11 protein-coding genes are annotated in these 16401 nt (G+C 74.9%); all 11 read left to right on the plus strand.

Features of this window, described 5'->3' with window-relative positions:
- Positions 1 to 12: 12 nt before the first annotated feature.
- The 11 genes from V2W30_RS26815 to V2W30_RS26865 all read left to right on the plus strand — a co-directional run bounded on the left by V2W30_RS26815 (position 13) and on the right by V2W30_RS26865 (position 16400).
- A complete protein-coding gene (locus V2W30_RS26815) occupies positions 13 to 771 on the plus strand; it encodes a thioesterase II family protein (RefSeq protein ID WP_338700449.1) in 759 nt (252 codons plus the stop codon).
- Entirely contained in the window at positions 768 to 2012 is a 1245-nt protein-coding gene (locus V2W30_RS26820) for an MFS transporter (RefSeq protein ID WP_338700451.1), read from the plus strand. Before V2W30_RS26815 ends, V2W30_RS26820 begins: the two co-directional genes overlap by 4 nt.
- A 16-nt stretch (positions 2013 to 2028) precedes the next feature.
- Entirely contained in the window at positions 2029 to 4266 is a 2238-nt protein-coding gene (locus V2W30_RS26825) for a polyketide synthase (RefSeq protein ID WP_338700453.1), read from the plus strand.
- Positions 4267 to 4283: 17 nt separating this feature from the next.
- The gene (locus tag V2W30_RS26830; RefSeq protein ID WP_338703772.1) at positions 4284 to 7610 is read left to right on the plus strand and encodes a condensation domain-containing protein; all 3327 of its coding nucleotides are present in this window, start codon (positions 4284 to 4286) and stop codon (positions 7608 to 7610) included.
- Between the two features lie 59 nt (positions 7611 to 7669).
- The gene (locus V2W30_RS26835) at positions 7670 to 9148 is read left to right on the plus strand and encodes a M28 family peptidase (RefSeq protein WP_338700455.1); all 1479 of its coding nucleotides are present in this window, start codon (positions 7670 to 7672) and stop codon (positions 9146 to 9148) included.
- A gap of 77 nt (positions 9149 to 9225) precedes the next feature.
- Positions 9226 to 10242, plus strand: coding sequence for a 3-oxoacyl-ACP synthase III family protein (locus V2W30_RS26840; RefSeq protein WP_338700457.1), 1017 nt, complete (start codon positions 9226 to 9228; stop codon positions 10240 to 10242).
- A 27-nt stretch (positions 10243 to 10269) separates the two neighbouring features.
- Entirely contained in the window at positions 10270 to 12180 is a 1911-nt protein-coding gene (locus V2W30_RS26845; RefSeq protein WP_338700460.1) for an HAD-IIIC family phosphatase, read from the plus strand.
- Positions 12177 to 12440 (plus strand): acyl carrier protein, encoded by a 264-nt coding sequence (locus V2W30_RS26850; RefSeq protein WP_338700461.1) that lies wholly within the window; start codon positions 12177 to 12179, stop codon positions 12438 to 12440. The genes V2W30_RS26845 and V2W30_RS26850 overlap by 4 nt, the downstream gene beginning before the upstream one ends.
- 44 nt (positions 12441 to 12484) lie before the next feature.
- The gene (locus V2W30_RS26855; RefSeq protein ID WP_338700463.1) at positions 12485 to 14296 is read left to right on the plus strand and encodes a non-ribosomal peptide synthetase; all 1812 of its coding nucleotides are present in this window, start codon (positions 12485 to 12487) and stop codon (positions 14294 to 14296) included.
- Entirely contained in the window at positions 14293 to 15120 is an 828-nt protein-coding gene (locus V2W30_RS26860; protein ID WP_338700465.1) for a thioesterase II family protein, read from the plus strand. Before V2W30_RS26855 ends, V2W30_RS26860 begins: the two co-directional genes overlap by 4 nt.
- Positions 15120 to 16400 carry an ATP-grasp domain-containing protein gene (locus V2W30_RS26865; protein ID WP_338700467.1) on the plus strand — a complete coding sequence of 427 codons (1281 nt, stop codon included), beginning with the start codon at positions 15120 to 15122 and terminating at the stop codon, positions 16398 to 16400. Before V2W30_RS26860 ends, V2W30_RS26865 begins: the two co-directional genes overlap by 1 nt.
- Position 16401: the final 1 nt, after the last annotated feature.

Genomic DNA, 16401 nt, shown 5'->3' on the forward strand with positions numbered 1-16401 from the left:
GACGGATCACCCATGTCCGCCGGCACCGCCCTGCCCCACTCCCGCTGGCTGCTGCGCAAACCCGCAGCCGACGCCACCGCCCGCGTCTTCTGCTTCCCCTACTCGGGCGTCGGCGCGTCCATGTTCAACGCCTGGCCCAAGCGGCTCGGACCCGACGACGGCATCGAGGTGTGCTCCGTCCAACTCCCCGGCCGTGAGGGCCGGCTGCGAGAGCCGCACTACGGCACCTACGAGCAGCTCGCCGAGCAGCTCGTCGACGCCCTCGCCCCGCACCTGGACCGGCCCTTCGTCTTCTTCGGGCACTGCGCCGGCTCGCTGCCCGCCTTCGAGACGGCGCGGCTGCTCGCGGAGCGGGGACTGCCGCTGCCCGAGCGGGTCTTCGTCTCCGCCCAGGTCGCGCCGCACCACTGCCCCCACGACCGTTTCCTCGACATGACGGACGCGGAGCTGCGCGCCGAACTGGAGGAGCTGACGCTGCTGCGGGGCGGCATCGCCCACCCCCAGCTGCTCGACCTCGCGCTCGCCGTCCTCAAGGAGGACCTCGACGCCAACCGGGTCTACCGCAGGCAGGCCCCCACACCGGTGCCGTTCCCGATCGGCGTGCTGCACTGGGACGATGACCCGGAGGTCACCCAGGACCAGCTGAAGGGCTGGCAGGAGTACGCCGACGACGTCACGTTCCCGGTGCTGCCCGGCGGCCACTACGCCTTCCTGAACGCGCCCGGCGCACTCCTCGACACCCTCGGCGCCGCGCTGGCGGCCCGCCCGTGACCGACCTCACGAGCCGGCCCGCCCCCGTCTCCGTCATGAAGCTGCCGGGCTTCCTGCGGCTGCTCACCGGACGCTCCCTGTCGTTCCTCGCCACCGCCCTGGTGCCCACCGCCCTCACCCTCGCCGTCATCGAGGCCACCGGCAGCGCCACCGACCTCGGCCTGGTGCTCGCCGCCGAACTCGTGCCGCAGCTCGCACTGCTGCCCATCGGCGGGGTCGTCGCCGACCGGTTCCCCGCCCAGCGGGTCGCCTTCGTCGCCGACCTGATCCGCGGTATCGCCCAACTCGCCATCGGCGCCGAGCTGCTGGCGGGATCCGTCCGCATCGTCGACCTGGCCGTACTGTCCGCCGTCACCGGCGCCGCCATCGCCTTCGGTACGCCCACGATGTCGCCGCTCGTCGCGGCCACCGTGCCGCAGGAGTCCCGGATGCAGGCCAACGGCCACCTCGGGGTGGCCCGCGGTATCGCGCTGGTCGCGGGCCCCGGCGTGGCCGGTGTCCTGGTCGTCGCCGTCGGCGCGGGCTGGGCGTTCCTCGCCACCGCCGCCGTGTTCGGCTGCGCCGCCGTCACCCTCGGCGGACTGCCCTCGGTCACCCCCGCCCGCGACGGGCGCCCCGGCTTCTTCCGCCAGCTCGCCGACGGCTGGCAGGAAGTGCGCAGCCGCCCCTGGTTCTGGTCCAACCTCATCGGCCACGGCGTCTCCAACCTGGCCGCCGGCGTCCTGATGACCCTCGGCCCGCTGATCGCCGTGGAACGGCTCGGCGGGGAGTTCGCCTGGGTGGTCGTCTACCAGGCGGGCATGGCGGGCATGCTGATCGGCGCGTTCGTCGCGCCCCGCCTGAACGTCCGGCGGCCGCTGGTGGTGACGTCGCTGTGCGGCGCCCTGTTCGCGCTGCCGCTGATCACCTTCGCCGCGCGCTGGCCGACCTGGACCGACGCGCTGGCGTACGGCATCGCCATGCTCGGCATCGGCGTGCTCAACACGCTGTGGCAGACCACCATGCAGCGGCACTTCCCGGCCGAGGCGCTGGCCCGCGCGGACTCCTACGACGCCCTGCTGTCGTTCGCCGCCCGGCCGCTGGGTCTCGCGGTCGCGGCGCCCGTAGCGGCCCTGACCGGCGAGGCGCTGCCGCTGCTGATCGCGGCGGTCCTGGTCGTCGTCGCCAACCTCGCCGTGATCGCGCTGCCGGACGCCCGCGCCCTCACCGCCCGCGCCCCTCAAGACGTCAACCCTCGCTGAAGAGGCAGGCTCCCCCATGGCCCACCCCGCCACCCCCGACCGACTCGCCGTGATCGGCGTCGCGTTCGAGTTCCCCGAAGCCGACGACTGGACCGCGCTGACCGCGCTGCTGCGCGGCGCGGGACACACCATGCGCCCGATGCCCGAGCGGCGCGTGCAGGACACCGGCCTCACGCCGACCCCCGAGGACCGGGCGGGCGGCTGGATCGAGGACATCACCGGGTTCGACCACCGCCGCTTCGGGCTCTCCCGCGCCGAAGCCGAACTCGTCGACCCGCGCCAGCGGCGCATGCTCCAGCTCGCGGTGCGCGCGATCGGCGCCGCCGGATACGCCCCCGCCGAGCTGGCCGGCACCAACACGGCCGTCCTCGTGGGCGGTTACGGCGCCCCGCACCCCAGCCTGTTCAACCTGCTGCCGCCCGAGGAGCAGCGCGGCGGCCCCGCCACCACCGGCAGCCTGCACGCCTACGCCGCCGGACGCATCTCGTACCACCTCGATCTGCGCGGCCCCGCCCAGGTCGTCGACACGTCCTGCTCCTCGTTCCTGGTGGCGCTGCACGAGGCCCGCTGGAAGCTGGCCAGGGGCGAGAGCGACCTCGCGCTCGTCGGTGGCTACGAGCTGGTGCTCGGCGCCGTGCCCCGGCACAGCGCCGCCGCCGACGACGGGCTCGGCGTGCTCTCCGCGACCGACCGCTGCCGCCCCTTCGACGCCGCCGCCGACGGCACCACGCACGGCGAGGGCGGCGGGTTCGTCCTGGTCAAGCGGCTCGCCGATGCCCTGCGCGACGGCGACACCGTGCACGCGGTGATCCGCGGCAGCGCCGTCAACCAGGACGCGGGCCGCAGCACGGGACTGACCGCGCCCAGCCCGCTCGCCCAGGGCGAGGTCGTCGCCGCCGCGTGGCGCGACGCCGGGGTGACCCCGTCCGACATCGGGTACGTCGAGGCGCACGGCACCGGCACGAAGATCGGCGACCCCATCGAGATCCAGGGCCTCGCCGCCGCGTTCGGCCCCGACTTCACCGGCGTACGACCGCTGTCCTCCGTCAAGGCCAACCTCGGGCACCTCGGGTGCATGGCGTCCTTCGCCGGACTCGTACGCGTCCTCGCCCAGTTCCGGGCCGGCGAGGTCTTCCCCACCGCCCACTTCACCGAGCCCTCCGAACTGCTCGCCCTGGACACCACCCCGCTGCGCGTCGCCGACCGCGTCGAGCCGTGGCCCGCGACGGACGGCACCCGCGTCGCCGGACTCAGCAGCTTCGGCCTCAGCGGGACCAACGCGCACCTGGTCGTCGAGCAGGGCCCCGTCCCGGCACGCCCCGACGACGAGCCCGCCGCCGAACGCCCCGTGGTCCTGTCTGCCCCCACCGAGCAGGGCCTGCGCGACCAACTGCGCGCCCTGCGCGACGTGGTGGCCGCCGACGTGAGCGGATTCGACCTGGCCGCGGCGAGCGAGACGCTCACCGTGGGCCGCGAGCACGCCGCCCACCGGTACGCGACGGCGGTCCACGACGGGGCCGGACTCCTCGACCGGCTCGACGCCGTGCTGCACGGCAAGGGCGCCGAGCCGGTGAAGCCCGGCGCGCTGGTGCTCGCCGTCGGCGACCTGCGCGACGCCGACCTCGACGCCCTGCGCCGACAGGCGCTGACGTCCCCGCGGTTCGCCGACGCGCTCGCCGCCGCCGAGGCGCATCTGCCGTCCGACACGTGGAACCCGGCGCAGCGCGCGCTGATGTGGCTCGTGGGCGCGCAGGCCGTCCTCGCCGCGGCCGGTGTCGCGGCCGACCTCGTCCTCGCGCACGGCCTCGGCAAGGCCGCGGCACGTGTGGCCGGCGGAGTGCCCGTCGCGGCCGAACTCGACGCGCTGACCGAGCCCGGCCCGGCGGTCGCGCCCCGGACGCGGCGGCGCTCGACGCGGCGCTCGCGTCCCGGGGCGAGCACCTCCTCGTCGTCGACCTCGCGCCGGGCAGCGCGCTGTCCACCCTGCTCGCCGGACGCGCCGCCGCCGTGGCGACCACCCCGGCCGAGGCCCTGTGCCACGTCTACGAGCAGGGCCGCGACGTCGACTGGGCCACGCTCCTCGGCCGCGCCCCGCGCCGCCGCGTGGAACTCCCCACGGCGGCCCCGGCCCAGGAACACTGCTGGCCGCGCACGGCCGCCGCTGCCCCGCAGCCCGCGCCCGCAGCGACCGGGACCGCCGCGCCCGCGCTCGGGGTCGACGACACGGTCCTCGCCTTCGCGCGTGATGTCCTGAAGGAGCCGGGGCTCGAGCTGTCCGACGACTTCTTCGACGCGGGCGGCAACTCTCTCAACGGTGGCCAGTTGGTGGCGCGTCTCAATGAGCGCTACGGCACGGAGATCGAGGTCCTCGACCTCTTCGACCTCCCGGACCTCGCCGCGCTCGCCGCGCACGTGACCGAACTCGCCCCTGAGCCGGTCGCCGCGCCCGCGCTCGGGGTCGACGACACGGTCCTCGCCTTCGCGCGTGATGTCCTGAAGGAGCCGGGGCTCGAGCTGCCCGACGACTTCTTCGACGCGGGCGGCAATTCCCTCAACGGTGGCCAGTTGGTGGCGCGTCTCAATGAGCGCTACGGCACGGAGATCGAGGTCCTCGACCTCTTCGACCTCCCGGACCTCGCCGCGCTCGCCGCGCACGTGGCCTCACTCATCCCCGTACCGGAGGAGTCGACGACTCCCGTCGAGACGGTGAGCAGGTCGGCCGACGCGGCCGGGAGCGGGCCGCTCTCCGGTGCGCAGACCGCCATCTGGGCCGCGGACCGGCTCGACCCCGACACCGGCGCCTACAACGTGCCCGCCGCCTTCCTGCTCGACCGGCCCGGCGACCCGCACGACCTCGCCGCGCGCCTGGCCGCCCTGGTGCACCGGCACCCGATGCTCCGCACCCACCTCCAGGACACCGACGACGGGCCGCACCAGCACGTCGTGCCCGAGGAGCGGGCGCACATCCCGCTGGAACGGCTCGACTGGGACCTCACCGCGCACACCGCCGCCGACGGGCACGAGACGCTGCTCGACCGGCTGCGCGCCGAGGTCGCGCGACCGCTCGACCCGTACGCGGAACTGCCCGCACGCCACCAGCTGATCCGGGTCGGGTTCGCCGACGCCGAGCGGGACGTGCTGCTCCTCACCCACCACCACCTCTTCGTCGACGGCTGGTCGTGGCGGATCCTCTTCGCCGACCTGGCGGGGGAGCCCGGCACCGACACCGACCGCACCTTCCTCGACCACGTCGACGACCAGCGGGCGCTCCTCGACTCGCCCAAGGGCGACGAACTCACCGCGTTCTGGTCCCGCTACCTCGCCGGCGCCCCGCAGACCGACCTGCCGGGCCCCACCGGTGACGGCGGACGGACCGAACTCGCCCTGGGCGACCGGCTCGTCGGCAGCCTGCGCGAGGTGGCGAGCACCGAGCGGTGCACCCCGCACATGGTCCTGCTCGCCGCCTGGGTGGCGCTCCAGTGGCGGATCACCGGCGAGCGCGACATCACCGTCGCCGTGCCGTCCGCCGGACGGGCCGCCGCCGACGAACCCGTCGTCGGCAACTACGCCAACACGCTCGTCGTCCGCGTCGAGGTGCGCCCCGACGAGCCGTTCAGCGCCCTGCTCGGCGCCGTCCGCGAGGCGTCCCTGACCACCCTCGCCCACCAGGGCCTGCCCACCGACCGGATCCGGCGCCTCGCCAGGCCCGGCTCGGCACGCCCCCTCGCCACCACGATGTTCGGCTTCAACAGCGACGTCGAGCCGCTGCGGGCGCTCGCCGACGGCGGCCCCGGCGTCGAACTCCTCGACGTAGGCCAGGGCGCCGCCACCTTCCCCGTCCAGCTCTCCGTCCTGGAGTACGGGGCACAGGTGCTGGCCACCGCCCAGTACGCCCCCGGCGGCCCGGCGGGCGACAGCGTGCGCGGCTGGCTCGACGACTACCGCGCGCTGCTCGACCGGATCGCCGCACAGGGCCCGGCCGTCCGCACCGCCGCGCTCTGCGCCGAACAAGCCGCCCAGGTCGCGCCGCGCACGGAACTCGAAAGCGTCCTCGCGCGGTTGTGGGCCAAGCACCTCAAGCGGGAGAGCGTCGGCGTCACCGAGGACTTCTTCGACCTCGGCGGCGACTCGCTCGTCGCCATCGCCATCGCCTCCCAGGCCGAGCGCCTCGGCCACTCCGTGCGCCCCCGCGCCATCCTGGACGGCCGCACCGTCGAAGCGGTGGCCGCCGCCGCGTCCCGCGCACCCGCCCCGCGCGCCGACACCGGCACAGCCGGTGACGTCGACGAGACGCTCGTACGGGAAGCGGCCGGACCCGACGGGCCCGCCGAACTCACCCCGCCACAAAGGGAGTTCCTCGCACGCGGCGCCAAGAACCCCGACCACTGGAACCACGGCGTCAGCTACGGGCTCGGCCGCACGGTCACCCTGGCCGAGGCCCGCCGCGCCCTCGACACCCTCGCCGCCCGCCACCCCGCGCTGCGCACCCGCCTCGCCGAGCACGACGGCGGCACGCTGCGCCAGTACGCCGCCGAACAGGCCCCGGACGTCGTCGAGTTCGACCTGCGCCTGCTGAGTGCCGGCGAAGCGCTCGACGCGCTCGACGAGCGGGCCACCGCTCTGCACGAGACGCTCGACCTGTACGAGGGCCCCGTGACCCGGGCCGCCCTCGTCCGGATGCCCGAGGCGCAGGGCGACCGGCTGCTGCTCGTCGTCCACCACCTGGCCGTCGACCTGTACTCCTGGAACGTCCTCACCGAGGAGCTCGACGCGCTGCTGCGCGACGGCGACGACCGGGCGCTCGGCACCCCGGGCCCGTCCTGCTTCCAGTGGGCGGACCGGCTCGGCCACTGGGCCCGCACCCGCCCCGACGCCCTCGACGGCGGCTACTGGCTCGACCGGGCCTGGGGCGAGGACGCCCAGCGCGCCACCGTCCCCGACGGGCCGCGCGGCGTCGAGGGCAACACCCGCGAACTCACCACCCACCACCCGCTGCCGGCCACCGCCGGACACACCCTCTACGAGGTGCTGCTCAGCGGACTCGCAAGCGCCTTCCAGACCTGGCTCGGCGCCCGCGGCGGCGAGGTCGCCGTGCAACTCGTCGCGCACGGACGCGAAGACCTCTTCGACGACCTCGAACTGGGCCGCACCGTCGGCTACTTCAACACCACCTACCCGTTCGCCCTGGCCCTGCCGGGCCGCCGCGACCGGGCCGCCCACCGCGCCCACATCGCCACCGAACTGCGCGCCGTGCCGCGCAGCGGCTTCGACTTCGAGGTGCTGCGCCACCACCACCCCGACGCCCGGCTGCGCCGCGCGCTCGGCGACATCCCGGTGCCCGGCGTCCTGTTCTCCTTCTGGGGCGCGCCCGCCTTCCGGACCAGCGACGGAGTGCTGCGCGACGTGGACACCGACCGCGTCGGCCGGGACCGCCCGGCCGACATGGAGCGGCCCTGCCCGCTGGAGGTCTACCCGAGCGTCGACGGCGACCGCCTCGCCGTCCTGTGGCGCTACAGCGGCGAACTGTTCGACGGCGACCGGATCGCCCGCCTCGCGGACGCCTACGGCACCGCCCTCACCGACCGCCCGGGGGCCTGATGCCCCCGGGGAACCACCCGATCCAGCCCCGCACCGCACGCAACGAGGAGCCCCCGCACATGAACGCGAGATCCCGGCGCACGCCGAGCCGTCTGCGGACACTGGCCGCCCTGGCGGCCGGCGCCGTCATCCTTCCGCTGGCCGCGTCCGCCCCGGCCGGCGCCGAGACCACGGCCATCCCCGCGGACGCCCTGGCCCGCGCCATGTCCAGCGACGTCACCGGCGCCAACACGTACAAGCGCCTGGAGGCGATCCAGCAGGCCACGGTCGACAACGGCGGCACCCGCGTCTCCGGCGGCGCCGGCTACGACGCCTCCGCCGACTACATCACCCGCACCCTGACCAGGGCCGGATACCAGGTCAAGAAGCAGCCGTTCGAGTTCCTCGACTACGACATCCTGTCGGAGAAGGGCTCCGAGGCCTCGCCCACCGCCCGCGAACTCCACCCCGTCATCGCCCGGTTCTCCGTCTCCACCCCCGACGGCGGCCTGCACGCCGAACTCGCCCAGCCCGCGGGCAAGAGCACCGGCTGCACCGCCGACGACTACGCCGGACAGGACGTCAAGGGGAAGATCGTCCTCGTCGACGTCGGCACCGACTGCTTCATCACGCAGAAGCAGCTGGTCCTCTCCGAGCTCGGCGCCTCCGCGATGCTGATGAACGTCAACTCGCCCAACGCGGACCTGAACCTGCGCTACCGCATGGTCCCGCCGAGCGACGCGCGCATCCCCACCGCGACCCTGACCCGCGCCGAGACCGAGGCGCTGCGCGCCGACGCGGCGAGCGGCCCGGTCACCCTCGACCTGGACCTGCGCGGCAACAACAAGATGACGAAGACGTACAACCTGATCGCGGACACCCCCACGGGCAGCGCGGACCACACCGTCGTCATGGGCGCCCACCTCGACACCGTCGACACCACCTCCGGCGCCAACGACAACGGCGCGGCCGCCGCCGCCGTCCTGGAGACCGCCGTCCAGCTCGCCCGGCACACACCGCAGGTGAAGAACCGCGTGCGGTTCGCGTGGTGGGCCGCGGAGGAGAAGGGCCTGGCCGGCTCGCAGTTCTACGTCGACCAGCTCACCGCCGACGAGAAGGCGAAGACGGCGCTCTACCTCAACCTGGAGATGATCGCCTCGCCGAACTTCGCCCGCCAGGTCTACAACGGGCAGACCGCGACCGGCGCCGCGCCCGCCGGCTCCACGCGCATCAGCGACCTCGTCAACGGCTACTTCGCGAAGCAGAAGCTGCCCACCGTCGGCCTGGTCCTCGACGGCCGCTCCGACCACTCGGCGTTCATCAACGCGGGCATCCCCGCGGGCGGTGTCAACGCGGGCTCCGACACCGTCAAGTCCCAGGCGTGGGCCGACCTGTTCGGCGGCACCGCAGGCCAGATGCTCGACCCCTGCTACCACCAGGCCTGCGACGTCCTGAGCGCGGTCAACAAGACCATCCTCGACCAGAACACGCGCGCCATGGCCTGGGCGATCGGCCGGTTCGCCGTCGACACCTCCGACATCGGGGCCGCGGCCCGCTAGCCGCACCCCGCGACGCACACCGCACCGCACACGAGCCGGGGGCCTCCCCGCCCCCGGCTCCCCGGGAAGGACGAGACATGTCATTCGGGATCGTGGCCCAAGGGCACGCCCTGGGCCGCCCCGTCACGGTGGCGGAGGCCGCCGAGCGATACGGCGCCGACCCACAGCGACTGGCCGGGCTCGGCTACCGCAGGCTGCACCGCGCCGACGACGGCGAGGGCCTGACCGACCTGGCGCTGCGCGCCGCCGAGTCCGCGCTGCGCAAGGCCCAGGTGGCCGCCGCGGACCTGGACCTGCTCGTGCTCGCGCTGCCCGACGTCCCCGAGTACCTGTACTGGGACGCGGCCGCCGCCCTCCAGGGACGGCTCGGCGCCACCGGCGCCGAGGCCGTCCTGATCGCCCAGGCCTGCGGCGGCGGCGTCACCGCCTTCGACACCGTCGCGGGCCGCCTCGCCACCCACCCCGGCTACGGCACGGCCCTGGTCGTCGCCGCCAACCGGATCACGGAGGCGTACTGGGACCGCACCGCCACCGGCACCTCGCTCTCCTCCGACGGCGCCGCCGCCGCGGTCCTGCGGCGCGGCCACGGCTCCGGCGCCTGGCTCGCCACCGAGACGATCAGCGACGGCCGGTACGCCGACTTCATGCGCATGGAGACCGGCGGCGCGGCCCGCCCCTTCGACGCCGAGCACCCCGAACCGGCCGTCATCGCCCCGCTGATCGAGCGGATGGACACGTTCTTCGCGGGCGACGGCAGAGCCACGTACGACTTCATGACCCTGCTGCACGACCGCACCCGCGAGGTCCTCGAACGGGCCTGCGCGCGCGTCGGGCTGACCCCCGGCGCCCTGGAGCGGGTGCTCTACCTGCACGACAACATCGGTGCCTTCCGCGACCTGGCCAAGAACCTAGGCATCCCGCTGGAAGCCACCAACGCCGAACTCGCCATGACCCTGGGCCACTTCGGCCCGGCCGACCAACTCCTCAGCCTGGAACGGCTGTCGGCGGCCGGAGAACTCGTCGAGGGCGACACCGTGGCCCTCCTGAGCATGGGCACCGGCATGCACTGGACCTGCACGCTGCTGCGCGTCTGAACCCCCCTGGAAGGACCCCCACACCCGATGGCTGACGACGACCTGCTGACCCGGGCCAGGCGCCTGACCGAACCCGGTGCCGCCGCCGACCCGGGCCTCACGGCCCGCCTTGCCGACCGCTTCGACACCCCCGTGGCCCGCGAGGCCGGCCGGATCCTGGCGGCCGTGGACCCGCGCCTGCTGTGCGCCCCCGGCCACGAGCCGCGCCCGCTGCGGGTGGCGCTCGCGCCCTCGTTCACCGCCGACCAGATGGCCGCCCCGCTGCGCGTCGCGCTGCTCGCCTCCGGCTTCGCCCCCGAGTTCCAGATCGCCGCCCCGGACCAGCAACTGCTGCGCCTGGGCGGGGCGGTGGCCGACCTCGACGCGTTCGGCGCCGACCTGACCCTGTGCCCGGTGCACGAGGAGGTCTTCCTGCCCCGCGACCTCGACCCCGGCGACCTCGACGCGCTGCGCGCCGCGGTCGACGAGCGCTGGGAGCGGTTCGCCGCCGCCGTCGGCTCCTACGCCGCGCGCACCACGGGCACCGTGCTCCTGAACACCGTGCCGCTGCCCGCCTCCGTGCTGCGCGGCGTCGTCCCGCACCGCGGCCGGGCCGCCCTCGCCCGACTCTGGCGCGAGCTGAACCTGCGCCTCCTCGACCTCGCCGAACAGGCCGACCGGGTGGACGTCGTCGACCTGGAGACGCTGCTCGCCGAACACCCGGGACCGCTGCGCGACGGGCGGCTGCACGCCTTCGCGCAGATGGCCTGGGCACCCGGCGTCGAGGACCGCTACGCCGCCGAAGTCGCCGCCTACACCCGGGCGTTCACCGGACGCGGCAAGAAGTGCCTGGTCCTCGACCTGGACAACACCCTGTGGGGCGGTGTCCTCGGCGACGACGGCCCGGAGAACATCCAGCTCGGCCCGCTCTACCCGGGCAACGCCTACGTCGCCGTGCAGCGCGCCGCCCTCGCCCTGCGCCGCCAGGGCGTGCTCCTCGCCGTCGCCAGCAAGAACGACCCCGACCTGGTCGCCCGCGTCCTCGACGAACACCCCGGACTCGTGCTGCGCGCCACCGACTTCGTCGCCGTGGAGGCGGGCTGGGGGCCCAAGGACGACAGCATCCGGCGGATCGCGGAGCAGCTCAACATCGGCCTCGACAGCATCGTCTTCGCCGACGACTCCGCCTTCGAGTGCGACCTCGTACGGCACTCCCTGCCCGAGGTCACCGTGATCCACCTGGCGGGCGACCCGGCCGACCACGCGGCGGCCCTCCTCGCCGGGGGCGGCTTCGACGCGCTCACCACGACCGACACCGACAAGGAACGCACCGGCCTGTACCGGGCGCGCGCCCAGCGGCACCGCTTCAGCGCCGACCAGTCCTCGCCCGAGGACTACCTGCACGGCCTCGGCCTGCGGGTCACGCTGCGCGCCGCCGACGCGTACACGCTGCCCCGGATCGTCCAGCTCGGCGGCCGCACCAACCAGTTCAACCTCATCGGCGGCTGCCACTCCGAGGCCGACACCCGCCGCATGGCCGACTCTCCCGAGCACGCCCTGTACGCCTTCGAGGTCGCCGACCGGTTCGGCGACGAGGGTGTCGTGGGCGCCCTGTGGATCGCCCGCCACCACGACCACTGGGTCCTGGAGAACGCGGTGATGAGCTGCCGCGTCTTCGCCCGCGGCGTGGAGCACGCGGTCCTCGGCGCCGTCGCCGACCACGCCCGCGCCGCGGGCGCCGCCCGCCTGGAGGCCGACCTGCGCCGCACCCCGCGCAACGGGCCCGCCGCCCGCTTCCTGGACGAGGCCGGGTTCGCCCTCGCCGAGCCCGGCGCCGACGGCACCGAGCGCCGGGTCCTCGCCCTGGACCCGGGCCCCGCCGCCACCGCCCCGTGGATCACCGTCACCGTCACCGCCCCGGCCGCCGCCGGCTCCCGAGAAGGACACCTCATCGCATGAGCGAGCACCTCGCCGCCTCGGCCCCCACCGCCCTGGCCGACGTCATCTCCACCGTCACCGACGTCCCCGCCGCACAGCTCACCAAAGACACCCGGTTCGACTCGCTCGGCCACTGGAACAGCTTCGCCGCGCTGCGCCTGCTCACCGCCGTGGAGGAGCACTTCGGCATCAAGCTCGACCTGCGCACCTACCTCGGCACCGAGACGGTCGACGGCCTCGCGGCCCTGATCGACACCGCGACCGCCGGACGGCAGCGGTGACCGCCGCGACCGCGTCCGCCTCGACCCACCGAACGGAGCACCCGATGACCAGCACCACCGCGACCCCGCGCACGGCGGCCCACGTCTTCGCGGCCACGGCACGCGACGCCGCCGCCCGCCCGGCCCTGCGCCAGAACGAGGAACGGCTGACCTACGCGGAGCTGGCGGCCGCCGCGGGCGAGAGCGCCGAGTGGCTGCGCGCCCAGGGCGTCGGCCGCGGCGACATCGTCGCGACCCTGATGGACCGCTCGCACCGCTGCATGATCGGCGTTCTCGCCGCCTGGGCCGTCGGCGCCGCCTACGTCCACATCGAGGCCACCGACCCGGACCACCGCGTCGCCACCCTGCTCGGCACCACCAAGGCCGCCGCCGTCCTCACCGACGCCCGCAACCGGCCCCGCCTCGCCGACGCCGCCGCGCCGGTGCGCACCGTCACCACCGACGGCCCCGGCGCCCCGTACACCGTCGACCCGGGCCTGCACCCCGACGACACCGCCTACCTGGTGTGCACCTCCGGGTCCACCGGCACCCCCAAGGCCGTCGAGGTGCAGCACCGGGCGCTGCTCAACTACTGCGCCGCGTTCGAGGAGCGGGTGAGCGCCACCGGCCTCGACAGCTACGGCCTCGCCACCACCTTCGCCGCCGACCTCGGCAAGGTGTCGGTGTACGGCGCGCTGCTCTCCGGGGCCCGGCTCGACGTCTACCCGCGCGACACCACGCTCGACCCGCGGGCACTCGCCGCCGACCTCGCCGCGCACCCCGCCGACGTCCTCACGTACACCCCGTCGCAGCTGGCCGCGCTCGCCGCCGAGGGCGACCTCGCCGCGCTGCTGCCGCGCCGGGTGCTCGTCGTGGCGGGGGAGGCGTTCCCGCCGCGCCTCGCCGAGCAGATCCTGCGCGTCCGCCCCGACCTGGAGGTGCACAACGGCTACGGCCCCTCCGAGGCGACCATCCTCGCCACCATGCACCGGGTGCGGCCCGGCGACACCATGGGCCCGCGCCTGTCCATCGGCACCCCGCTGGCCGGCGTCGAGGCCCGCGTCCTCGACGAGCGGCTCGCACCCGTGCCCGACGGCAGCCCCGGCATCCTCTACCTCGGCGGCGCCTGTGTCGCCGCCGGATACCGCGGCGAAGCGGGCCTGACCCAGGCCAAGTTCGTCGAACTGGACGGGCCCGGCGCGGGCGTCCACTACTGCACCGACGACCTCGTCATACGCGAGACGGACGGCACCCTCGACTATCTCGGGCGCGCCGACCGCCAGTTGAAGATCCGCGGCAACCGCGTCGAGCCCGGCGAGGTCGAGGCGGCGCTGCTCGCCCGCGCCGGCGTGCGCCAGGCCGTAGTCACCGGTGAACGCCCCACGCCGGACGCCCCGTTGGAGCTCGTCGCCTACCTCGTGGGCGACGCCGACCCGCGCGCGCTCGTGGCCGACCTGCGGGCCACGCTGCCCTCCGCGCTGGTGCCCGGCGCCGTGCACACCGTCGCCGCGATCCCGACGAACCTCAACGGCAAGACCGACTTCGCCGCGCTGCGCGAGACCGTACGCGCCGCCGCGACCGCACCGGCCGTGGCGCCCGCGCAGGCGCCGCGCGAAGGCACCGAGCAGCTCATCGCCGGGATCTGGGAAGAGGCGCTCGGCCGTACCGGCATCGGCCGCGACGAGCGCTTCCTCGACATCGGCGGCGACTCCTTCAAGGCGCTCACCGTCTTCGCCCGACTGCGCCGCCACCACCCCGACCTGGTCATCGCGCAGCTGTACGCGCACGCGACCGTCGCCGAACTGGCCGCCGCGCTGACCGGCGTCCAGGAACCGGCACAGGCCGAGCCCGCCCGGGTCACGGTGATCGACCTGTGAGGCGCCGACAACTGACCTCTCTGATCTGGGAGTTCACCGAACCGAAGACAGAACCGGCGACCGCCCCCGTAGCGGCGCAGGCGTCGCCGTCGCGCACCTTCGTCCTCGCCCCGTTCGGCGGCGGCAGCGCGTACGCCGTCGGTGACTGGCTGTCCGACCTGCGCGCCCCGGGGGAGCGGGTCCTCGCGCTCCAGTACCCCGGGCGCGGCCCCCGCTCCGCCGAACCGCACGCCACCGACCTGATGGCCCTGGCGCGGACCGCCGCCGAGGAGATCGCCGACCACACCGAGGGCCCGCTCGTCCTGGTCGGCCACAGCCTCGGCGCCGTCCTCGGCTACGAGATCGCCCACCGCCTCGAACTCCTCGGCAAGGACGTCGAGTTGGTCGCCGTGTCCGCGGCCCGCCCGCCGGACCTGCAACGCCTCGACCCGGCCGTCGTGCTCTCCATGACCCGGGGCGACTGGATCGAGGAGCTCGCCACGGGCGGCAACGCGGGCCTCGGCGCCTCCCCCCTCGCCGACGTCGCCGACCTCGCGATCCCCGTCCTGCGCGCCGACTACCTGCTCCTGGCCCGCTACCGCCCCGGCCCGCCGCGCCCCCTCGACTGCCCCCTGCTCGCCCTCGGCGGCACCGCCGACCCCTGGGTGGAACGCCCCCACCTCGACGCCTGGCGATCCTGGACCACCGGCCCGTTCGCCGCGGCCGTGCTGCCCGGCGACCACTTCTACTACCGGGGCGCCACCGCCGAGTTCGGCGGCCTGATCCGCTCCCGCCTGCGCCACCCGGCCCCTGCCGTCGCCCTCACCCCCGGAAGGCACCTGTGATGCCCCGCAAAACCCTCGTCGTCGTGTACGCGGACGGCGCCGCGCACCCCGGTGACATCGCCGTCGGCCTCGCCTCCTGGGCCGACTGCGTCTTCGTCGCCGAACCCGACGCGCACACCCGCGCGATGGAGCCGCTGCTCGCCCAGTTCGGTCCCGTCGTGCTCACCGACTCGGTGCCGCAGGCCGCCGAGCGGCTGCGCGCCCACGCCCCCGACGGCATCGTCACGTACAGCGAACGCGCCCTGCACCTGGCCGCCGCGCTCGCCGAGCAGCTCGCCCTGCCCTTCCACGACCGGCGCACCATCGGACTGCTCACCGACAAGTGGCAGCAGCGCGCCGCCCTGTCGGCCGCCGGCGTCGACGTCGTGCGCTGCCGCCGCGTCGAGCGCCTCGCCGACTGGGACGAGGCCGTCGCCGAGACCGGCCTGCCCGCCGTCCTCAAGCCCGCGCACGGCGGCGGCAGCCGCAACACCTTCTACGTCACCGACGCCGACGAGGGCCGCGAACTGGCCCGCACCCTGCTCGGCGACGAGCGGCCCGGCCTCGTCACGGGCGGCACCCTCGTCCTGGAGGAGTACCTGCGGGGCAGGGACTGCGGCCCGTTCGGCGACTACGTGTCCGTCGAGGCCGTCGTCCAGGGCGGCACCGTCACCGACCTCGCCGTCACCGGCAAGTTCCCGATGGTGCCCCCGTTCCGCGAGACCGGACGGTTCTGGCCCTCGCCGTTCACCGCCGACGAGGACGACGTCTGCCGCGACCTGGCCCGCCGGGCCGTCGAGGCGCTCGGGGTGCGCGACGGACTCACCCACACCGAGATCAAGCTGACCCCCGCGGGCCCGCGGCTCATCGAGGTCAACGGCCGGCTCGGCGGCGGCATCAACGAACTGTCCGTACGCGCCCAGAAGTTCGACCTGATCGAACTCGGCGGCCGCGTCGCCCTCGGCGAACGGCCCGAGCTGCCCGCCCCCTACACGGGCCGCGCCTACTTCCAGCTGTTCCACCCGGCGCCCCGCACCCCCGGCACCCTGCTGGGCATCGACGGCGCCGACGCGGTCAAGCGGCTGCCCGGCGTCACGCTCTACCGCCCGTACGCGCGGCCGGGCACCCCGCTGCCCGGCGGCGTGCAGACCCTGGAGCTGGACATCGTCATGGGCGAGGCCGACGACGTCGCCGAACTGGCCGCCATCGCCAAGGACGTCGACGCCACCCTGCGCTACCGCTTCGCCTTCGACGCCGAGGACCCCCGCGAGGTCACCGGCGCGGACCTGGGCGCGCTGTGAC

The sequence above is a fragment of the Streptomyces sp. Q6 genome (assembly GCF_036967205.1).
Taxonomy (GTDB): Bacteria; Actinomycetota; Actinomycetes; order Streptomycetales; family Streptomycetaceae; genus Streptomyces; species Streptomyces citrinus.